The organism is Cylindrospermopsis sp. CR12 (assembly GCF_001432185.1).
GTDB lineage: Bacteria > Cyanobacteriota > Cyanobacteriia > Cyanobacteriales > Nostocaceae > Raphidiopsis > Raphidiopsis raciborskii.
Map to the genome: position 1 here is coordinate 1 of NZ_LMVE01000094.1, position 22,554 is coordinate 22,554.

A 22,554-nucleotide genomic window follows, 5' to 3' on the forward strand; every position below is an offset into this window, starting at 1 on the left:
GGTTAATAATCAATACTTGTAAGTGAAAAGCCCCTCACCTAGTGGGGGGCTTTTTTTATGGCGTAACATCAGGATTGGAGAGCATGATTATCAGGAATATACCAAGTGCGATCGCTTTGGTTATTCATCATCCTTTGAGGATGGATTTTATCGACTCTTTTTAACCCAAAATTGATATCCAGATGCGGAACTTAAAGCATTGGCAAAACTCCAAGCAGCACTTTCAGAACTAAAACTGGCAGCCTGAGTTTCCCTACAACCCTGTATTGTTATTGTATTTTTTGATAATTTCTGTTATAGTTGGTGCGAGTGGCCACACAGCTTGGGATTTCTCTAGCCAAGGTGGGACAATAGCTCACGCTGGAAAACCATAAAGAGAGGATTTGAAAAAATGGCATTTACACAGCTTCCTTTACCATACGACTTTAACGCTTTAGAAAGTTACGGCATGAAAGCTGAAACCTTTGAATACCATTATGGTAAGCATCATAAAGCATACGTGGATAACCTAAACAAGCTCACTGAAGGTACAGATTTGGCGGATAAGTCTCTTGAAGAAGTAATTCAAATTTCCTTCAAAGATGCATCTAAAGCTGGGGTTTTCAACAATGCAGCACAGGTTTGGAACCATACTTTCTTTTGGAATTCGCTTAAGCCTGCAGGTGGCGGTGTCCCTACCGGAGTATTAGCAGACAGAATTAGTCAAGACTTTGGTAGCTTTGACAAATTCAAAGAAGAATTTTCCACAGCAGCAGCAACTCAATTCGGCAGTGGTTGGGCTTGGTTAGTTGATGATGGTGGTACACTCAAAGTAATCAAAACACCTAATGCCGAAAACCCTTTAGTACACGGTAAAAAGCCACTCTTAACCATTGATGTATGGGAACACGCTTACTATATAGATTTTAGAAATGCGCGTCCAGCATTCATCAAGAACTTCTTGGACAATTTAGCCAACTGGGAATTTGCTGCTGCAAATTTAGGCTAAGTCTGATAAGACATTAATAATAAAAAGTTCGAGCTTTTAAGCGTTCATCTTATAGCTACAGCTATAAGATGAATATGAATGTAGGTTGAAGTATGAAACCCAACGCCCGCATGGGTTTAACCCATCCTACAAATAATTGAGAGGAGAATTTAACCCTGAAGCAGATTAGCTATGCCATCTTCTGTTGAACGTCCTTCAATCAACTCCTGAAAATAGTGATTTAATGGTCTTTCAGAACTAATTGTTTTCAAAATAATCCTATCATTTTGAAATTTGTCAATAACTCTCAAGGCTAGGTGAAATTCTGCTGAATTTGGGCGGCAGAAATTTGCATCATAAGCGCAAAAAGTTAGCAAGTAAATAAGAGATAAAAAAGCATTCTGTTTGTATTGGAACTCAAAATCTTTATAATGTCTAGTTAGTAAATAGTTGATAATTTTTGTAAAATGTTCCAGGTATAGACGAGAAGTTAATAAGGTGTTAGAAGGATTATTAAAATCATAATACCAAAGTAAAATTCTGCCATACCCCCACAAGTATTGACTTGTTTCAGATGTATATTGTAAGTCAAATAATTGAAAATATCTTTGTTGTAGTTGTTCAGTTACAGCAATTCTTGATAAACACTGTAAATACTCATTTGACACTTTTTTGTCCCTTCCACTATTGTCAATAATTAATTTCACCTGGGAGTCAGAAAATAAACTATCTGACATATCTCGTGAACATATAAATTGTGAGAATTGATATAATTTACCAGTAAGAATTATTGCATTAATCAGCAAATTTTTCTGGTGATAAATTACAGGTCTATTCTGTCTTAGATATTGATTAGTCGTGGTAATCATAAAATCAATTACTGTGTCAAATTGAGAATTTGTTAATTTTCGTTTCAACCCTGTAACAATCTCCTCATCCTCAATGGATGAAACCTCGATAAATTGTAGCAAATCAGGATTCGGTTTCTGTCCTAAGTGTTGATAAGCTTGTCTGAAACTTGTACTTAGTTGTTCGTAAGTTCGACTATTAATGACATTTACTTGAGAGATTTGATTTAAAGAATTCATAAAATTTCCAAGAGCTACACTTGCGCTCAAACGTCTAATTTGAGACAGAGATCTTTGTTGACGATTTTCACTGATTCTGGAGGGGGGGATGTAGCTATAAGAGACATTAACCCTGTTGACCAAACTAGTTTTAATAGTATATTGGTTTTGCAAGTCTTTAACTTCCAGTCTAGGAAAAGATCCTGGTTGTAGATAAAACAGAATTTGTACTAAGACTTCTTGATCATTTTGGTTGCTGTGATGATTGTGATAGTTTTCAATATCAATTCTGTAATCTTGGGGAACACCATTGATAGAGTAATCAGAACCATTGACTCTAATTGGTAAATTAGCACTATTTCTACCACGGGGAATTCTCACAAAGTCTTGATCTCTACTAGCTATTCTTCCTGTTAAGACTGTAAGCTTACCTTCATAAGAAATAGCATCTTTTTCATCAGATAACTCAATCCATACTTCCTGGTTATCAATAGCTATAGCGAACTCAATTCGATCTAAATAAATTCCAAACAAGGGAAACCCTAGCTGATTTTTTTGGATCCATATCTCTGAAAACCTTTGGATTTGAGGTGTGAAACAAATAAAGTTAGATAAATGTAGGTAGGAAATTTTCTCAAAAATGTTATATTGACTGATTAAGACAAACTGGTATTGGGGATACTGGATAGCAAGTTGATTGACAAGGTTAATATCCGGTTGAATTTGCTGATAAACAATATTAGCAATATCGAGTGTAAGTACAGTGATTCGTTTATAAAAAATTTGGTGGTCATGGTCTACTTCGATAATCAAACTTATAGACTCTTGAGCAATTTGAGATTGAACAAATCTGAAAAAATTAATCTTGCGTAAATAATCACCCAGGTGGTTAATGCTTTCCTGATTTGTAGATAATTGAGGGAATTGCTGCTGTAATAAAAACTCAGCTATGGAATAACATACCCGTAAATATGTTGCTTGAGAATTGCATACACTAGGTAAAGATATCTGATGTCTAGTATCAAGAATAGGAATTTGGTAGGGACTATTTTCTGGTTGTATAAAGGTAACTGGAAGTAAACTAGAAATATCAAAACTATCGAAATCAATAAATACTAGTGGTTTAAATGGTTTGGGGGAGGGGTTATATAGGTGTCTTTCAACAATTGCTTCCCGGTGACTCCAATAATGATAAGCACTGCTATATAAATAACCGTCCGTAGATCCCAGACCATACCTCATACTCAGGGTCATTAAATCTAAAGTATCACTAATGATAAATAAACGCTCCCTATCTCCTCCCCTTAGTTCAGTTCCCATAGATAGGAAATTTAACTCCTGGGAATTAATAGTTAACTCAGAAGCAAGAAAATTATTACCTATTGGTGCAGTTAAATAAGGATAATTAGAATATTTATCCAGAAACGATTTGTAGTCTCTACTCGATTGAGGAACTATATCAGATTCCTCCTTCACTAAAAAAGTATACTCACAAGCATCAAAATAAGATTGTAAATTAAATAATCTAGGCATATTTTCCTGTTCCTTACTGATTTTAAATTTTTGTGTTTTTTTGAACCTGGTCTAAATTATGTGGGGAGGCATAATTATTTGTAGGATGGGTTAAACCCATGCGGGCGTTGGGTTTCATTCATACTTCAACCCAACCTACGTTCCTCTCATATTTAATTCCATCCACCCACTTACTCTCTAAATTACTTTAATAAATTTAGATTTTTAAATTTAGATTTTCTAGTCTATCAATGATTTCGTTAATTTCCATTTTATTAGTAGTTTTATACATCAAATCATGTAAATTTGAATGATTCAAGTTAGGATTATTATGGAAAATAAAATCAATATTGAAATTAAAATTAATTCCCCCAATGTAAGCTATTTTATCCCCTAAGATAGTAATCTTAGCATGGAGATTATCAATCTTGCGAATATTCTGAACATTAAAGCTCTTCCTATAGAAGTTTTCATATCTCATAGACGCACTCGAATCAATAAAAACCCTCGTATTTAATGCACCGAGATAACCTGCTATTTCCCTAGATGGTTGAAAACTACGAGTATAAATTCTGATCTGTTCATTTTGGGGAAAATTGCGTAGGTTTTCTATCAAATCTTGCTGATATTGTGCTGATGTCAAAAAGTTGTCATGATTTTTTCTATATTTTCTTTGATGAGGATAAATAACGGAGCGCAACCTAAACCCATCACTATTAGCATCAGGTATAACCTCATTTTTACTGTGATTATACCAAAAGTTTTGGAAATAACTAATTAGGTGTTCATGCTGAGAATTATTACTAACCACTATTCCAGCTTCTGTATTAAAGTCCAAACTGCGACGAGTCAGATTACAGGATCCCAGATAAGCAGCTTTTTCCGAAATATAGGTTTTTAAATGAAAAGCACCACTGCGAATAGGTATATTCTCACTCAGCACCATTCTCAAACAAGATTTTTTACGTTCATCGGTTATTTGATATTGTTCGGGTATGACCATAGAATCTGATATTTGTTCATCAATGCGGTCTAAAAGTTCATTGTTTAAATCTGTTAATATATAAACAGGTAATTTTGCGGACTTGTGACAAATTAATTCCGTTAAGTTCTCATCCTCAATAATATAACTAGAAACTAGTAAAAACTCACTTGCTTGGTCAATAATTTGGTGGATAGTTCTCCGATTTTTACCACTATCGATTACAAAACTAATTTGAGACCCATGTGAGGGATTTGGTTGTATTTCATCAGGTAACCCTATGGGTTGATGTTGGTATGTTGACACATATTGATCAACTAGTAACTGAACATCTGTAGTTAAGTTTGATATATAATCTTCCTGTATTTTACTACTAAATCCTAGGAATGTAATAGCAGATCTTAATCTCAGGGGTAATTCCTCTATGGAAATCCAAATTTTTACTTGTTGAAAATTATTATTAGATAGGTGACAGTCAAAATTAAGAAAGAAATTATTTAAATCATGAGATTTCAAAGCATAATTAATTTTTTCCAAATCAGGTAAATTGTGCCAATAATCTTCAGATGTATTCCATAGTAGTTGGATAAAATCTGAGTTTAACCCTGGGTAATCAGATTCTTGTAAGGTCAGGAGGTAATTTCCCATTTGTTCACAAACAGCACCAGAAAAAATAGGAATTTGTGTATCTTCTGCTGTTAAACTAATGCTTCCTTCCTCGCAGACAAAATTATAAGCATATTCCTGAATATCTCGATCATTTAATTGAGAGTCTATATGTTTGAGCAATTTCAGAGCTGGTACTTGGTAAATATCACTTGCTCTCATAGCACCACGACTTTGTTTGCACAAATTAATTAAAACCGATTCTGGGATAAAATCTAATCCGAAAGAGTGACGTAACAATTCAGGTGTTCTTCTCTGATATTTGGTAGATATCGCTTGTACTTCTTGAATTAAATAATTCAAGGATACGGATGTAGTTTGTGTTGCATTTAATAGCAATCTTTCAAATTTTCCCGATAATCTAACTTGTATTTTCATAATTCACGGTTGATTTAGATGACAACTTGACGTTCTTGAGAGACAGCAGGATGATACAATAATGCTTTAAGGGGAGAATTATATCTTAGCCATACATCACAGTCACCAAATAAAAATAGATAATCTTTTGCTCTTGTTAGGGCTATATTAATATCCTCTACTGAAATATCCTTAGGATTACCTGAACAATTAACCATAATGATTTTCCTTTCCTTTCCACTCCATTCTCCTGCTGTACCAACAAATAGTTGATTCTGATATATGGATGAGATTGTAGGTAAAATTTCCTTAATAGCATCTGTCTGGGTTGGAGAAAATGTAATCATCCCTATTTCGGACATAACTTGTCCATCGTGATTTCTGATTAATTTCTCTAAAAATCTAATCATATTTTCTGCTATGGGTTTATCCCCTACCATTGTGTCAGATACATCTTGCCAAACAACTCTTCTATTAATTTGCGATAGGTTGACTCCAGATAGGCTATTATCAATATAATGTGATTGACTATATACCCAATGATTACAAATAGAAGGGTAGACAATTTTAGCCATAGCTGAATGTAGCCTAAACTGTTCCTTTAATGTATAAACATAAGCCGGTGATAAATGACTTTGCAGCCATTGAAAGCAATTAAATTGCAAACAGTTATAAGGATATGGGATGGATTTTTTAGGTTGTCCATATCTTGGAGGGATATCTTCACCAAATAAAACCAGTTTTTTGCATAATCCTGCCAAAAATAATAGCTGTATCCAATGAAGACGATTTGCTTCTTCTACGATGATTATATCAAAACTAGTTTCCCATAAAAGCCTATTTTCCACCTGCATGAACTCAGCAACAGTACCAGTAATAGTGATTTGTGGATTGGCTAAAAGTTGACGGGCAATTTCTTCAATTCCTGCTTGTGAGAGGTGATTATAAATTTGGTTTAATCTTAATTGCTCTTGTAAAAAAGGCAATAGTTGTTTCAACCGATAAGCTAATAAGTGTAGTCTTGCTTGAGTTAAGTTTTGAAATTCTGACTCTAACTTTAGTATATCTGCTAATTGTTGATAGCTGTTATTTTCAATAATTGGCAACCATCTTTCTAATTTTGCTGGTGTTCTTAATTTTGATAACTCTACATCTGGTAGCAAATGTAATGGCAAATAATCCATTTTAGCTTGAGCTAAATTATCATAACGTAAGCGATTGATCACCTTTTGATAATAATCTCCCTGTTGGGAAAGTACCAGCGGATAATTTGTTAGATTATAATAGGGTGACAAAGATGCCAAATTATGAGCTAAAATCAACACCTTATGAGAAGAATCAATAGCCACTTGAGCAAGATTCTTAGCAATGGAGGTTTTTCCTGTTGCTCCTGTTCCAGAAATCACAGTAATAGGACTATTTGAAAGTGCCATTTCCAATGCTATTTGTTGATTTGCACTCAGGGGAATCCTAGGACTAATGGAAGGAAAATTTAAGGATAATCGCTCCTGAGAGTAAAATGCGTTGTTCCTACAGATCGTTTGTATGATTAATTCTATGGATAATGAGGCAAAATTGTAAATCTCTAATAGTTTTTCCCATTGTGCTTGGCTAACAGGTGAAATTTCAGCTGCTGTATATATTAATTTTTTTAATTGTCTTTTAAATCCGCCTCTATCAAGTTCCTCAGTTTTATTTTCTTCCGTTTCATTAGGTTCATTAAAGTTCATACTAAAGTCCATGTTGTAATTCTCATTATAAGTCATATTATGTTAATTGCCTTTAAGCAAATTGGTAATCATTCTGTTAATTATTTCAACGGTTGGATCAAATCCCTGCTCCGTCAAATTTTCTGGTAACTTCATTAACCTGATATTTGGAGATAAAATTTGTAGATTATGATTTTCTCCATAACTCGAATTATAAGTTGATGGATTTTCTTGTAAATATAATACAATTGCCTGTGAAAATGAATCAAAACTTCTACTCCTTTTTTGCATTTCACTAATTATATCCTGACTGGGAACATACCAAAATACCCAAATGGGAAATTCTAACTTTGTGGAATTTAGTTCCCTAGAATCTAACTGATGAATTTGTAAGGTTAACACCCAATCACCTCTAGAAATTTCAGCTGGTTTCTGCAAGCCAAATACATAAACTTGGTTCTGTAAAAATACTCTAACTGTAACATTTTGATTTCTAGTTAAATAACATCCTTGATCAGCAATTAAGTTAGATTTAACCAGCGAACCAGCATTTATATTTACATGATTAAATTTGAGTAACGCCGCTGTGAAGTAAATATAAACCACATCCGCCAATAAGGAATTTCTAAAACTCCATAACTTCTCTTTTTCATACCTCTTGCGTACATATTCTAAATATGCCTGATAAAAACTCTTATATGTAGCATTTTGCTGTAGTACATAATTTGGTTTTGTGAACTGATAGTTTTTATTTTGAATGGTATTAACTATTGGCTGACTTTGAAACAAATCAATTACTAATCTAATTTTTCTAACTTCTCCCCTAAACTGAACTGCTCCACTTCTTTCATATTGAAAACAACTCAAGTGTAAATATCGAGTAAAATAAACCAGAAATTTATTTTCAGGAGTGTTAAAATCTTGATATCTTTGAATCCCCATTAGTTCTTGTTTTGAACCAGCTTTTTCTACAGCAGTTAATCCAGGTCTACGAATATAATCTCGTAAACAATAACTATCCATTTCTTGAATTTTTCCTACTGGCATTGATTCTGCTTGTCTTCTGAGTTGATGACGTAGCTTGTCACCAATTAATTCTAACTTTCGGCGCAATTGATATTTTTTATCTAAGCTGATTACAATTGGTAAATTGGCATCTTTAAGGTTCACAGACTGTAACTTTTGTGGTACTCGACTGAGCAAAATATGAGATTCCATATTAAATCTTACGGTATTCTCTCCACTAAATATGTCTGTAAACATGCCAATAAATAATCGGATTAATTCGGATACTGTTTTATCCAAACGATTTCCTAATCTATTTTCCCATTCTTCGATTTCTGCTTCCTCTTTGATAGTTTCTAGATCCATAACTTGACCCATGATAGGTAACTTATAAGATTTTTTAGAAACTTCTAAATTCAATACAGACCTTAAATCCTGCCAATTATGTTCATCAGAATAGGATAAATTAGCTGGTTGTAAATAGGGAAAACCGATTTGATAAACTCCCGGAACGATAGTGATAAACCAAGACGATAAAGATAAATCTTCATGTGGTTCCAAAACAATAATTGGACGATCGCTGGCACTCAATTCAGTCGAATTTGAAATCGGTTCAGACTGATTCAGATAGGCAAATAAATTGGAATATATTTTCATTATACCTCTTCATCTTCATATACTAAACCCTGCCAAGTAAACTGTCCGTAACGCCCCTTTCTTGCTTTATCAAAGGCTGTAATTAATGGTTGATCATTGATATCATCAATAATTCTGCCCATTTCTTCTAGTTGCTCATGAGCTTCGTCAACCATGACTCCTCGTAATTTGGGCAACAGTTTCTGTCCAAATTGATCAGCGAGGGCAAATTTAAAAGCTGGGGATTCAATACTCTCCACTTGTGGATAGTTAACCACATATTGAGTAATAGCTTGGTAAACACGATGGGCAAAAGGGTGTCCCATTTTTTCCATTACCTCATTAGCTTGGTTCAGGAAATATTTGACGCTCCTAACTATTTCAGAATTGGGATTGGGCAATTTCACCCACGATTGAAAATGAGAATAGGGTAGATAACTGGAATCGTGATGTTGAACTGCTGCTCCTTGATTCTCCTGACGCAATTTTAAATTTTGGGGTCTACCAAAGGTTAAGACATTTGCTCTATCTAGTACTTTGTCAGATAGGGTCTGTGTAGTTTCATCTTCATTCATCGTTCCCACAAATAAAAAGGAGTTGGGAATTTGTAAACGACGTTCATTTTCACGAATTCGTAAACTACCCACATCAAGTTCCAAGTAAGTCGCATGATTACGGCGACTTTCCAATTTAGATAAAAACTCACTAAAGTAATATTCTACTCTGGCTAAATTCATTTCATCCAGTAACACAATGACTATTCTATCCTGCATGTCTGGCTGTCCATATTGATATAGTCCTCTCATTAAGTCAGTTGGTTTAAATTTCTTTTCTACATAGTTATAAAAACCCTGCAAATCCTGAGGAGAATCCCATCGTGGTTGTACAGCTAATGTTAGTAATTGGGCACCAAGATAATTGGCATATCTTTGCGGTAGTTCACTTTTACCCGTCCCACTAATCCCTGCTAAAATTACTAAGGCAGAAATGTCTTGTACTTTTAAAGATGTGTGGAAAGCATTAACTGTTCTAGTTGAAAAAGTTAATCCTTGGGACCTAATTCTAGTAATAAAATCAGCTATAAATTCTGATTCTTGCTTTCTTGGTTTAATTATTTGTGGTAGATTATTCCAAAGCTTTTCTTTCAAAGGCTGTAAGGCTAATTCTGCACTATTTTCTATTTCTACAATTTCCTGTTTGTATCTACTAATTGTTCTTTCAAGTTCCTGTTTTTGTTCTTGTAAATGACCATTGCTCTCTTCTAAAGCTGCTTTCTTACCCTGCCAAGTCTGTGTTTCTGTTTCTACCTCTCTTAACCTTGAGCTTTCGTCTGCAATACTCAGTCTTAAACTATGTAATTTTTCTCTTAATTCTTGGACTTTTTGGTATTCGTTTTGATTTTCTTGGATTGAATGTAAAATTTGTTGTTTTTCTAATTCTAACCTTTGTATTTCTGGTCTTAACTGATTAACTTTTACCTCATAATCTTGGTTTTGTTTAATAATATTATCATAAGTAAAACGCAACAATTCTAAATCAGCTGCACGTTGTTCTAGTTCCTGAGACTGATTTTTCAGATTTTCAACTTGTGTGGTCAACTTCTCTAAATCAATTTCTTTAGCCCGTAATTCCAATTCAATAGAAACAGTTTCTTGTCTGCGGGAATCTAAGGATTCCAGTTGAGAGGTGAGCCCACTGATTTTTCCTTCTAAAGCACTTTTCTCAATTCTAGATTGTTCAATTGCTCGTCTGAGTTCTTCCAATTCTAATAAACGAGGATTCTCTTGATTAATCACACTGATGCGATTTTCCAATTCCTGTTTTTGTGCTGTCAGATTGGCAACTGTTTGGCTAATATCTTCCAATCTAGACTGATTTTGCTCCCATTCTCTTCTAATGAATTCTAACTCAGCTTGCTGATTACCTAATTTCCCTCTCAGGACTACTAGATTTTCTTCTTCCCTTTCTCGGTCTTGTTGTAACTGGCTTACAGTGGGTCTAAGAGTTTCTATTTGTTGGGTTAGATTTGTTGATTCTTGTCTTGTCAGTTCCCGATTTTTTAGTTCCTCAAGCTTAACTAATGTGACCCGATTTCTATCATCTTCCAACCTGCGAACTACAGAAGCTCCCATAATAGCACCAGCAGTGCTACTTAATACCCCTATACTAGCTTGTCCATTGGCTATACCCATCAAGATAACACCAATACCCACACCCGCACTAAGCCCACTAACTATAATCAGGTCCTTCATGCTAACCCAATACCCCCTTTTATACAACATAGACACTGTAAACAAGCGGAAAGCCACTTAGCATCTATCAAAAGATAGATATTTTTGCCACTTAGCAGGTCAATAGTTGAACTGCTTCCAACCCACATTGCCAGCAAAGTGTCAACATACTTGTCAAACATTCCTCATATGGATTACCATGGTGATCATGATACGTCAGGGCTATTTAGCACAATGAAATCATTTGAATATATACCACCACTACAGCCTGAAAAAAAATCTTCAACTGTACGCCGTCAGTTGAAAAGACACCTTCGCCAGCGATCGCATTTAATTATGGGACTGGAAGTTTTTGGCAAAATTATAGTAAATTTACTTATTATTTCAGTATCAATATCCGCACTGACACGGTTGTTCCCCCATTACTTGTTACAGCAAGACAAGTTAGAAAATATAGGGACACAAGTTAAGATTATGAAAAACCGCGTTGGCACCTTAAGAGAAGAATTTACCCGTAATTTTGATCCTAGTCAAGCTCAAAGCATTATGAGAGAACACTCCTACCGCTTACAACCTAACCAGCGGCAAATTATACTGGTTAATCCGGACAGAAAAACTGTCGAACCCCCAGATTCCACGCAGTAAGTGGGGAGGCACAATTTATATTTAATTCCGCCCACCCACTTATATATTTAGTTCATTTATATGTGGAAAAACCTAATTCTCCTAACCAATTTTCCACTTGTAGCCTTAGCCTATAGGTGATTATATCCTCTATCTTATCTAAAGACATTGTATGGGATAAGACCCTACGGTAATCTGCGATCGCACAGTTCCAATCACCCCACAGGTGGTAACTCCTACCCCGTTCTGACCAAATGTGAATCTCGAGTTGACCAAACAGCAGGGCAACTTCAAGATCATCAATGGCATCTTTGTACTCTCCTAATTCTCGTAAGGTAATACCTCGATTAATCCAGGCGCGTACGTAGCGGGGATTTAAATCCAAGGCTTGGTCATAGTCAGACAGTGCCTTAACTAAATCACCACGAGCAGCATAGTAGTTAGCTCGGTTATTATAAACGCTGGCCAACCTGGGGTTCAGCTGCATGGCAGTATTGTAGTCCAGAAGTGCTTTTTGAGCATGACCGCTTTGAAAGTAGATTAATCCCCTGTTATTATAGTCAATAGCATTTTCAGGATGACTATCAATTATTCGGTCCAGCAAGGCGATCGCCTTTGTGTACTCTCCTTGATGAGCTAACTTTAAAGCGTAGGATCGCATATACTTTTCATCCTTTAAAGTGCCTATATCTGAATCTGCTAATTCTTTTTGGTTATAAGAGTTGTAAGAACTTTGCCAATTGTTTCTTTTATATAAAGGGTTATTGTGAGTGTGAGAATTTAAAAAAGAGTAACTATCCATATATTTCTGCTCAAGCTAATTGCCCTATGAAATCAAACGATAAAATTTTTCTTGCTGGTAGTTCAATTATACTACTGTATTACTGCCATCTGTGTGCCATTTAGAAATTAAGGAGTAAACAGGTGAGAATCAATTCAAACTACCTATACAATTAGGCCATAGACCCAGAAACATATACATCACTCCCAAGACTAATTCCAGACAGAATTTGGATGTGTGTCAAAATTGAGGAAGTAAGGAGTTATAATCAAGCAAAAAGCTGATTAATACTCTGTGTGGTCAGCTCCTAGTGTCACCCCCTACTATTGCATAAACCAAAAAATTCACGAAAAATTCACATTCCGAGTAAACTCCATGACAACGGCAATTTCCCATCCCAATGGTTTAGACCTGAGAACCGATGATTATATAGTTATTGGTTTAGCGACTTGTTTTTATAAGGAAGATGGAGAGGTGCATGAACTTGAAATTATTGAACCAATTCCTTCAGCAGCATTAGAAGCGATAATAAAAGGGATACCTACATCATACAAACTAGCTTATGCAACCACTTTAGGATCCATACTAGATGGAGAAAACCTGTTATTACCCTCTGGATTTCCTGAAACTGCCCAATTTAGCGAAGAGTTTTTGCCAAGAACATTTTCTGCGACGCGCACTTATAAACGACGGGAATCAGCTCAAAGCTTAATTCCCCTTGGCACAACTAAAAGTGATTTTAATTATTCTACGGAGCGTAAACGAGTATTAAACGCTGCTAGAATTGTTACCAAAGAAGACAATATTAAACAACATTCCCACACCCACAAGGTGCTTTAAAGATAAATTACCACTTGAAAAACTTGGAGTAATGATTAGTCAAATATGTTGAAACTATACGGTAGCCTTTTTAGTCGAGCATCAATTATTAAGTGGTATTTAGAGGAGCTAAATGTTCCATACGAGTTTGTGAATCTGGATATGAAAGCAGGAGAGCATCTAAAACCAGATTTCTTAGCAATTAATCCTATTGGAAAAGTGCCAGCAATTGTAGATGGTGAGTTAAAACTTTGGGAATCGGGAGCAATTTTGTTATACTTGGCCCAAAAGTACAGTCAGGTATCCTCATCTTTAGAGACCCAAGCAACCTTTTACCAGTGGGTACTATTTGCTAATTCGACCTTAGCCACAGGTATATTCATAGAAACCAACCGAGAAAAAGAAATGCCGCGTTTATTAGGTCCCTTAAATGATATTTTTTCTCAACAACCATTTCTACTAGGGGATCAGTTTACCGTTGCTGATGTAGCTGTAGGATCTATACTCAGCTATATCCCCATTATGCTGAAGCTGGACTTAAGTAACTACCCAGCAGTCTTAAACTACATGCATAACATCTCCCTTCGTCCAGCATTTCAAAACACCATAGGTGCAAGAAGTAACTAGTTGAAAGAGAAATTCCTCGTTTTAACGGTAGTTAGTGAATTGTAAAGCTACAGGAAAATCCTCTTCTTTTAAGCTTTGGATTACAGCTTGTAAGTCATCCTTGGCTTTGGCTGTAACCCTTACTGCATCCCCTTGAATAGAAGCCTGTACCTTCTTAAAATTGTCACGAATTAGTTTAGATATTTGTTTAGCAATATCCTGATTAATGCCCTTTTTCAGGGTAATTTCTTGACGGACACGATTACCACTAGCAGACTCAACCTGACCAAAATCAAAGATCTTTTGTGATAGATTACGTTTAGCAGCCTTTTCCCGCAGTATACCATGCACTGACTCCAAAGTCATATTGCTGTCAGTATTAATAGTAACAGTTTTTTCCCCCAACTCCACGGTGGTTTGGGTATCTTTGAGATCATAACGGCTTTTGATGTCTCGTATCACCTGATCAACCGCATTGACCAATTCTTGACGGTCAAAATCGCTGACAATATCGAAAGAAAAACTAGATGCCATAGGAAAAATATAATACCTTTAGTGTTATCTTAAATGAATAATGATGAATACTGAGTAATTATAGTTATTACCCAGTACTCACTGGTAATTAGTCATTCGTATCAGTAGGCGTTTTGGCCCTACTCCACCCCTTGTAAGTGGTTGGGGCCATGATCTCATTTTAATCGAAATAGAACAAGGTTACCACTTTTCTTTGTTCTTCCGCTTCTTTACAAGTTTCCAAGAGAGTACGACTATCATGGAAGGCAAAGCACACCAATTGCTGACAGCGAGAAACAATTTCTCTATTGCACAACTGGCTAGCCTCACTTAGGGAAAGATTATCATTACTAGGATTTTCTACTAGATGCATCACCTGCTCTAGTTGTTGGCGGGATTCAGAGGGTTGGCGTTCCAAACTTTGGGGTAGAATTACCGTCAGTAAATTCGGATCCGCACGAGTCGCACCTCTGATAGCAGCGGAGTTAGTACCTGTAGCACCGGAAGTAATAATGCGATTGCCCGACAAAACCAGGGCATAAGTCATCATTTCAATAAGATTTTGATGAGTAATTGGTACGTGACGGGAACCTAACAGAGCGATTCTTTTGGAACCAGTTTGTTGGATTGTCGCCAGTTCCTGTGCTAAAGTATCCAGGTTAATCAGTTCTGTTGACTGGCTCAAAGATAGAGATTATCGGATTAAACAACCCAACTATTGTACCAAATGGCCTGCAGGTAATCGGCCAAATGAAGTTACAGATTTCTATCTTTTTTCTTAATTTCCTAGTTGTGACAAGAGACGGTTGGTATCGAAGTGTTCGGACATTAGTTGATTTATGCACTCCACTTTAAGAGGTTCATGGAACCGAACATGACCAAAGGCTCGATCAACAATCTCTACTGTGGTCAAGGTGTCAAGATCCACTGATAAAATAGGAATTTCCAGTTCTTCGGCCCGGTGCAGGATGAAAGGTGGAGGAGGTAATTGTCCCGTGAGGATTAGACATTGAGTAGATGTTTCTAAAGCTGCTTGTTGAATTTCTACCCGATCCCCTCCTGTAACCACTGCCTTGTTACGACGTTTGCGGAAATATTTAACTGCGGCATTGACATTCATGGCCCCAATAGCCAGACTTTCGACTAATAAGTCTAAGCGATCTTCACGACATAAAATATCAGCTTTCAACTGTTTGACTAGCTCCCGTACGCTAACGCTACGGAGTAAGGCGTTCTTTGGCAGTATGGCTAATACAGGAATTCCCCGTTCTTCCAAAAATGGGCGCAGGAGATCATTGGCAGTGTTCAACTGTTCTGGGGGGACTTCATTGATTATTACACCAAGCAAGCGTGAGCTGATTCCTTCTAATCTAGAACCTATAATTGTTTGGGCTGATAAAATTGTCTCTACTGAGAGGAGAGACTGATAACGGTGGACTAAAATTACACCACCATCTAAGATATTAGCAACTTCTGATAAGGATAAACCAAATAAATTTCCCTCGTTCAAATTACCTGGCCCTTCCAAGAGCATCAAATCTCCCCGTGGGACTTGTAAATAATGCTCTACCAGTAGTTCCTGGTAATTAGTTTTATCCTCACCCCTTAATCGTTTTTGCACACTAACCTCATTTAAGCCCAACAGAGTCGGTGCAACCAGATTTTCACCCAGTTTCAAGCTTTCGATCATAAATTGCACATCTTCTTCCATCGGATTGATCTTGGGATTGAATGCACTATTACCCAGCGGTTTGCCATAGGCTATATCTAATCCCTTTTGTCTTAGTTGGTAAGATAACCCCAGCAGGGTTGCAGATTTGCCGCTGTAAGCCTCTATTGAGCCAATTAGCAAATACTTAAAATTTTTAACAGATGTTGCCACGCCCTGCGCTCCTAATTTGAACTGTCCGATATTTTTATCGGGTTTGCCTACTCCACAAGTAATCTCGGTAGAGCTTACCGTTTGCTCTGAAATTAAAGCTATAATTTCCAAAAACCATTATTCCGGACACAGGAGTTTACGGTAAAAGGCTTTGGAAAAATCAACAATTCTATTTCTCTTATAATTTTCTATGACTTGAATTAGAAAGTCTACAAATTCAAAGCCAGTCATAGTTACTTCATAGGCAAACTCCCCAGGAGCATGAAAGTGTACACTACAACAAGTTAAATCCGTAGGTAGGGTACTAATATTCCATTTGGCCGTGAAGGGAATATTGTCACTACCTTCTATTTTCCGCTCCCCATCAATACAACCCTTTTGATAGAGGGTGATAGCCCAGGGTAATAAATTACGCTTATTACCCTGAATATATGGCAAGTAAGCATTGATTTCGTGTGTAGCAGCGGGCGATATTTGATCCATAGACAATTGAATAGATTAAGAAATAAACTAAAAAATTATTGTGGTTGATGGCTAACCACTAAAACTTAATGCCTGACCGCGAATCTGTGGGTTTACTTTCCCTTCGGCATAGACAATTTGACCACCTACTATGGTTTGTACGGGCCAACCTGTTAAGTTCCAACCCTCAAATGGACTCCAACCACATTTGCTTAATAACTCTTCCCTTTTTACAGGTTTATAATTATTTAAGTCCACTAAGACCAAATCCGCATCGTAACCAGGAGTAATTTCTCCCTTATTGGGAATTCCATACCCCACAGCTACTGCTTTAGACATCCAATTTGCTACTTGGGAGACAGTACATTTACCATCCATTGCTGCCGTTAACATTAATGGAAGAGAAGTCTCTACACCTGGCATACCAGAAGGTGTGTTAGGGTAAATCTGGGCTTTCTCTTCTAGGGTGTGGGGAGCATGATCTGTAGCAATGAAATCAATTACACCATCTCGCAAAGCCTGCCATAGCACTTGATTATCCTCGGGCGATCGCAAGGGAGGATTCATTTGTGCTAGGGTGCCTATGGTGCTATAAGCCTCAGTATTTAACAACAGGTGTTGTGGTGTGACCTCTGCCGTTACCCAGCTAGGTTTGTACTGACGCAGTAATTCTGCTTCCACTCCTGTAGATAAGTGTAAAATATGTAGACGTCTATGATACTTTTGAGAAAGTTTTAGTGCTAACTGGGTTGCATTTAAAGCGGCCTGGGAGTCTTGAATTTGAGAGTGAATGGCTGGGTCGTGAATATCGGCAAATTGTTGACGACGTTGACGAATTCTGGACTGGTCTTCAGCGTGAACAGCTATTAAGCGACTACCCTGGGAAAATATTCTGTCTAGAATGGCTTCTTCATCAATTAATAGGTCGCCATGCATAGAACCCATAAAAATTTTAATTCCCGGTGTGGGATTAACCGTGAGTAACTCTGTTAAGTTATCTGCTGTTGCTCCAATAAAAAAGGCATAATTAACCAAAGACTTTTGAGATGCCCTATGAAGTTTGTCGTCTAAAGCTGACTGATTAGTAGTTAAAGGTTTTGTATTTGGCATTTCCAAAAAGGAAGTGACACCACCTTTAGCACAAGCACAACTGGCAGTAAATAGGTCTTCCTTGTATTCTAAACCGGGTTCACGGAAATGCACTTGGGGATCAATTACCCCGGGAAGTAAAGTTAATCCTTGAGCATCTATTTCCACAACAGAAGTGTCAGCACATATATTTGAACTTACCTGTACTATTTTGTTGTTTTGGGTTAGCACATCCCCAGTTATAAAATCACCATTGGGTAGCAGCACACGGGCTTGACGAATCAATAAACTAGGATAATTGGACATGTTAGTATTAATATATAAAACTAAAACAAATTTGATTACGGTAATTTAACTTAGTTCATTCTAGCAGAAAATGGGCAGGCAAGTTGAGATTTGTATATACAGCCTCTTATATAGCCTTTTAGCTAGGGCTATACTTAGATTTTATTGTATACAGGGTAAATTTTCTGACTAATGTCTACTTATTAACAACTGGGAATATTATGTCAGAATAGGTTTAGGGCCTGTTCCAGTCAGTTGGTCAACAACCTTTTCCGATTTCTGGTCAATGGTTCCCAATGCCAAACCTAGTAATTTCATGCAAAATCAAGTGTCCGAGCAAAACTCCGGTGAAAAAAAGAATAATTCCTGGATTAAGGAAGTTGTTAGAACGTTAGCGCTGAGCGGTATATTAGCTTTAGGCGTTCGTACCCTAGTGGCTGAAGCGCGGTGGATACCCACAGGATCAATGGAACCCACGCTCCATGGTGTACAAGATCAATGGCAAGCGGATAAGATTATTGTGGATAAGGTGAAATATAAATTTTCTCCTCCTGAACGGGGGGATATTGTTGTATTTTCCCCCACAGATGAACTACAAAAGGAACAATTCCATGATGCCTTCATCAAGCGCATTATTGGTCTACCGGGTGAAAGGGTAGAATTAAAGAATGGCAAAGTCTATATTAACAATAAATCTCTGGCCGAAGAAAAATATTTATTTCCCACCGTGCGCACAGGTATTGATGTGTGTACAACCACTTCGCAGCGTCCCTTCTTATCCCAACCACAAACCATACCACCCAACTCCTATTTAGTTTTAGGTGATAATCGTCCCAGCAGTTATGATGGACGTTGTTGGGGACTTGTGCCAAGAGAAAAAATTATTGGACGTGCCGTAATTCGTTTCTGGCCTTTGAACAAGATTGGTGGCATTGACTCACCTCCCCTATACCCGACCCAAGAATGACCAGTTTCTCACCCTGGCTCGAATGAACGAACTATTAGCCCCCTTACGATCCCTTAGACAAAGTAACTGGTTCAAACTGATTTGTGGTGCCAGTTTCCAACATTTACCATCAGTTAGGAGTTTAACCTTGGCTTACACCCTAGCAGGTGCAGACTGTATAGATGTTGCTGCTGATCCGGCTGTAATTGATGTGGTTAAACAGGCCTTTTCAGTTGCTAAAACCCTTGTAAAAGAAACACAAGCAAAAGGATTTAACTGGCAAGGGAACTTACCCTTATTAATGGTTAGTCTCAACGACGGTGAAGATCCACACTTTAGAAAAGCTAAATTCAATCCCAGAGACTGTCCAGACAATTGTTCCAAACCTTGTGAGAAAATATGTCCTGCTCAGGCTATAGTATTTAATAGTCAAATTAACAATCAAAAAGATAGTTCTTCAGGAATTATTGGAGAAAAATGTTACGGGTGTGGACGTTGTGTCCCCATTTGTCCTTATGGGATAATTGACACAGTCTCTCATTTATCACCTCTAGGAGCAATTCTACCCTTGATCATGTCCACGGGAATAGATGCCATTGAAATTCATACAAAAGTGGGACGTTTGCCAGAGTTTGAGGACTTGTGGTCGAAAATAGCCCCCTGGGCAAATAAATTAAAGTTATTAGCCATCAGTTGCAATGATGGAGAGGGTTTAATTGACTACTTAAAATCAGTTTATAATCTGATAGTACCTCTTCCACAAGTTTTAATTTGGCAGACAGATGGCAGATCTATGAGTGGGGATATAGGGGATGGTACTACCATAGCTGCGATAAAATTAGGACAAAAAGTTTTAGCAGCAAACTTACCGGGACATGTGCAGTTGGCAGGCGGTACTAATAACTACACCGCTTCCAAATTAAAGGCCCTGGGGATATTAGGGAATGGAAAATTAGAGAATTCCCCGGGTCAACTTGCGGGTGTTGCTTATGGAAGCTATGCCCGGGTATTGCTGTCACCAGTGATTGACCAGTTAGAAAGTTGGGAGGTAAACACCAGTCTAAGAAAAAGTCAACGGCTAGAGGATGAACCAGAACTGCTCTGGCAAGCAGTAAAACTTGCCAGCTCTCTGGTATCTCAAATCAAGTCACAGTCAGATCTCTAATAGCTCATTTGTTATCTCTAAAAACGTCACCACCATAGAAAGCATGACGATTACAGACCTGCAAAAGTTACTGGAAATTTTACCCCAAGACCTGGAAAAACAGCTGCAAGATCATCCCCAAAGGGATAATTTAGTAGAAGTGGTGTTGGATTTAGGGCGTCTCCCAGAAGCTCGGTTTCCGGGTACTGCTGAGTATTTAAGTCAGTCCCCCGTTACCCAGTCCCAAATAGATGATTGTATTCAACGAGTAGGAAATTTTGGCGGAGATAATCGAGCTGGTATCGAGCAAACTTTACATCGTATCAGTGCCATACGCAACCGCAATGGTAAAATTATTGGCTTAACTTGCCGTGTAGGTCGAGCCATATTTGGTACTATTGGGATGATCCGAGATTTAGTAGAAACGGGTAAATCAATCCTCATGCTAGGTCGTCCAGGGGTTGGTAAAACAACAGCTTTGCGGGAAATTGCCCGTGTATTAGCCGAGGATCTGCATAAGAGAGTAATTATTATTGACACTTCCAATGAAATTGCTGGAGATGGTGACATAGCCCATCCAGCCATTGGTCGCGCTCGAAGAATGCAGGTAGCTAGACCGGAATTACAACATCAGGTAATGATTGAGGCTGTGGAAAACCACATGCCAGAGGTGATAATTATAGATGAGATTGGTACGGAGTTGGAGGCTCTAGCATCACGGACAATTGCGGAGAGAGGGGTACAATTAGTGGGTACTGCTCACGGAAATCAAATTGAGAACCTAATTAAAAACCCGACTCTTTCGGATTTGGTGGGTGGTATTCAAGCAGTAACTCTAGGAGATGACGAAGCTAGAAGACGTAGATCCCAAAAAACCGTACTGGAAAGGAAAGCGCCCCCTACCTTTGAAATTGCTGTGGAAATGTTAGAGCGGGAGCGTTGGGTGGTACACGAAAGCGTGGCTGATACGGTTGATGCTTTATTAAGAGGACGCCAACCCAATCCTCAAACGCGAACGGTGGACGAACAGGGGAAAGTTTCCATTGCTCGACCATTAACACTGGTGAATGGTTATGGAAGTGGTTTAGCAAGTGAAGAAGAGTCTTTACCCATCAAACAGGTAAATGGTTGGCGTGCTTCTGGTCATATGGTAGCTTTACCCCCTTTGTCTCCGGAGAGAGAACGGGGAACATCCAGTGAGTTTGACCGGTTGTTGGATGAGTCTTTTCACCAGGGTGACAGTTTTAACCTAGGTAAAATTAGATCAGCAGGTCCAAATGGGGAAGATTTACCTTTGCATGTTTATCCTTATGGAGTGAGTCGTCATCAGTTGGAACATGTAATTGAGGTGTTGAAGTTACCTGTTGCTTTAACAAAGGATATTGATGGAGCGGATGCAATTTTAGCTTTGCGCTCCCATGTTAAAAATCAGGTAAAACTCAGGCAATTAGCTAAGTCTCGTCATTTACCCATACATGTGATTAAATCCAGTGCTATTCCCCAAATTAGTCGTGGGTTGAGAAGATTATTGAATATGGATGATCTGGATTTGGGAGAGGATTGTGAATTACAACTACTATTGCATGAGGGTAGTGATGATGAAATTGACGCTTTAGAGGAGGCGAGATTAGCAGTTGAACAAATTGTCATTCCTAAAGGTCAACCAGTAGAGTTGTTACCTCGTTCTGCCCATGTGCGTAAGATGCAGCATGAGTTAGTGGAGCATTATCGATTGAAGTCCCATAGTTTTGGGGAGGAACCAAATAGGAGGTTGAGGATTTATCCAGCTTAGGGGGGACCAGGGGAGAGGGGACACTAACCCTCTAACATCAGATAATTTGAAAGAGTTCAAGATTGGGAGTAGCACCCAAAGCCTTTTTTATACTTAGTTACTTAGCGATCGCCCTAACTACGAATTACGATAATCACCCATGGGTGGTAACCCGGGACGGCGATCGAAAATCACTTGTCAGTGTTTAACCAAGTGGGTTGAATTTGGGTTAGACTGTCCTGACTACCCTGGGACAAAACACGAGGAATCACTTCCTGGTAAATAGGATTAGGTCATTCTGCCCAGGGGAATGCGCTTTACCAAGCCTAAATCTAGCGAGAAACGGCGATCATCCTCTGGGGTATCTGGTAAGTCCAATCCAGCTAACATGGGTTGAATAATGGCTTTAACTCGCTCTTCCCGTAAGCGCTCTGCCAAACTATCTAGTTAATGACTTCAGTAGTAATCGGTTGGGTAATTCTAATGATATTGAGTTAAAT

Annotated in this window: 18 protein-coding genes and 1 pseudogene; 7 read left to right on the forward strand and 12 right to left on the reverse strand. The window is 37.7% G+C overall.

The features are described from left to right. Positions 1-391: 391 nt before the first annotated feature. Entirely contained in the window at positions 392-988 is a 597-nt protein-coding gene (locus tag ASL19_RS10640; protein ID WP_006277967.1) for a superoxide dismutase, read from the forward strand. 149 nt (positions 989-1,137) lie between these two features. Here ASL19_RS10640 and ASL19_RS10645 read toward each other — a convergent pair whose 3' ends face one another. The 5 genes from ASL19_RS10645 to ASL19_RS10665 form a co-directional block, all read right to left on the reverse strand. Then, positions 1,138-3,567, reverse strand: a complete 2,430-nt coding sequence (locus tag ASL19_RS10645) for a hypothetical protein (RefSeq protein ID WP_057178329.1) — start codon at positions 3,565-3,567, stop codon at positions 1,138-1,140. A gap of 196 nt (positions 3,568-3,763) precedes the next feature. Next, positions 3,764-5,572 (reverse strand): phospholipase D-like domain-containing protein, encoded by a 1,809-nt coding sequence (locus tag ASL19_RS10650; protein ID WP_057178330.1) that lies wholly within the window; start codon positions 5,570-5,572, stop codon positions 3,764-3,766. 14 nt (positions 5,573-5,586) lie between these two features. Next, the gene (locus ASL19_RS10655; RefSeq protein WP_161808597.1) at positions 5,587-7,281 is read right to left on the reverse strand and encodes an AAA domain-containing protein; all 1,695 of its coding nucleotides are present in this window, start codon (positions 7,279-7,281) and stop codon (positions 5,587-5,589) included. A gap of 42 nt (positions 7,282-7,323) precedes the next feature. After that, positions 7,324-8,922 (reverse strand): DUF2357 domain-containing protein, encoded by a 1,599-nt coding sequence (locus ASL19_RS10660; RefSeq protein WP_057178332.1) that lies wholly within the window; start codon positions 8,920-8,922, stop codon positions 7,324-7,326. Then, positions 8,922-11,153: an AAA family ATPase gene (locus ASL19_RS10665; protein WP_057178333.1), complete on the reverse strand. Its 2,232-nt coding sequence runs from the start codon at positions 11,151-11,153 to the stop codon at positions 8,922-8,924. Before ASL19_RS10665 ends, ASL19_RS10660 begins: the two co-directional genes overlap by 1 nt. 213 nt (positions 11,154-11,366) lie before the next feature. On the opposite strand from ASL19_RS10665, the gene ASL19_RS10670 reads away from it, so the two are divergent. Further along, positions 11,367-11,777 (forward strand): hypothetical protein, encoded by a 411-nt coding sequence (locus ASL19_RS10670; protein ID WP_057178334.1) that lies wholly within the window; start codon positions 11,367-11,369, stop codon positions 11,775-11,777. Between the two features lie 52 nt (positions 11,778-11,829). Here ASL19_RS10670 and ASL19_RS10675 read toward each other — a convergent pair whose 3' ends face one another. Continuing rightward, positions 11,830-12,558 (reverse strand): tetratricopeptide repeat protein, encoded by a 729-nt coding sequence (locus ASL19_RS10675; protein ID WP_057178335.1) that lies wholly within the window; start codon positions 12,556-12,558, stop codon positions 11,830-11,832. 354 nt (positions 12,559-12,912) lie between these two features. On the opposite strand from ASL19_RS10675, the gene ASL19_RS10680 reads away from it, so the two are divergent. Together ASL19_RS10680 and ASL19_RS10685 are read left to right on the forward strand one after the other, a co-directional pair. Continuing rightward, positions 12,913-13,377, forward strand: a complete 465-nt coding sequence (locus ASL19_RS10680) for a hypothetical protein (RefSeq protein WP_006277234.1) — start codon at positions 12,913-12,915, stop codon at positions 13,375-13,377. A gap of 45 nt (positions 13,378-13,422) precedes the next feature. Beyond that, the gene (locus ASL19_RS10685; protein ID WP_006277233.1) at positions 13,423-13,983 is read left to right on the forward strand and encodes a glutathione S-transferase family protein; all 561 of its coding nucleotides are present in this window, start codon (positions 13,423-13,425) and stop codon (positions 13,981-13,983) included. 21 nt (positions 13,984-14,004) lie between these two features. Here the strand turns inward: ASL19_RS10685 and ASL19_RS10690 are convergent, their stop codons facing one another. The 5 genes from ASL19_RS10690 to ASL19_RS10710 form a co-directional block, all read right to left on the reverse strand. Then, positions 14,005-14,496, reverse strand: coding sequence for a YajQ family cyclic di-GMP-binding protein (locus tag ASL19_RS10690; RefSeq protein ID WP_006277231.1), 492 nt, complete (start codon positions 14,494-14,496; stop codon positions 14,005-14,007). A gap of 160 nt (positions 14,497-14,656) precedes the next feature. Then, positions 14,657-15,160 (reverse strand): hypothetical protein, encoded by a 504-nt coding sequence (locus ASL19_RS10695; protein ID WP_006277230.1) that lies wholly within the window; start codon positions 15,158-15,160, stop codon positions 14,657-14,659. Positions 15,161-15,253: 93 nt separating this feature from the next. Continuing rightward, positions 15,254-16,357 (reverse strand): phosphotransacetylase family protein, encoded by a 1,104-nt coding sequence (locus ASL19_RS10700; RefSeq protein WP_057178340.1) that lies wholly within the window; start codon positions 16,355-16,357, stop codon positions 15,254-15,256. A 117-nt stretch (positions 16,358-16,474) separates the two neighbouring features. Next, on the reverse strand, positions 16,475-16,840 hold the full coding sequence (gene ebsA / locus ASL19_RS10705; RefSeq protein WP_082604685.1) for a type IV pilus biogenesis protein EbsA: 366 nt from the start codon (positions 16,838-16,840) through the stop codon (positions 16,475-16,477). A gap of 51 nt (positions 16,841-16,891) precedes the next feature. Further along, positions 16,892-18,214 carry a dihydroorotase gene (locus tag ASL19_RS10710; protein WP_057178337.1) on the reverse strand — a complete coding sequence of 441 codons (1,323 nt, stop codon included), beginning with the start codon at positions 18,212-18,214 and terminating at the stop codon, positions 16,892-16,894. 295 nt (positions 18,215-18,509) lie between these two features. Between ASL19_RS10710 and lepB the strand changes: the two genes are divergently transcribed. The 3 genes from lepB to ASL19_RS10725 are packed head-to-tail and all read left to right on the forward strand — an operon-like array spanning position 18,510 to position 22,075. Then, positions 18,510-19,160: a signal peptidase I gene (gene lepB / locus ASL19_RS10715; RefSeq protein ID WP_040008994.1), complete on the forward strand. Its 651-nt coding sequence runs from the start codon at positions 18,510-18,512 to the stop codon at positions 19,158-19,160. Positions 19,161-19,182: 22 nt separating this feature from the next. Further along, entirely contained in the window at positions 19,183-20,304 is a 1,122-nt protein-coding gene (gene ldpA / locus ASL19_RS10720; protein ID WP_057178338.1) for a circadian clock protein LdpA, read from the forward strand. A gap of 43 nt (positions 20,305-20,347) precedes the next feature. After that, positions 20,348-22,075, forward strand: coding sequence for a R3H domain-containing nucleic acid-binding protein (locus ASL19_RS10725; protein WP_057178339.1), 1,728 nt, complete (start codon positions 20,348-20,350; stop codon positions 22,073-22,075). A 176-nt stretch (positions 22,076-22,251) separates the two neighbouring features. On the opposite strand, the pseudogene ASL19_RS18280 reads toward ASL19_RS10725, so the two are convergent. Beyond that, a pseudogene (locus ASL19_RS18280) lies at positions 22,252-22,501 on the reverse strand (ATP-binding protein); the annotation flags it as partial. Positions 22,502-22,554: the final 53 nt, after the last annotated feature.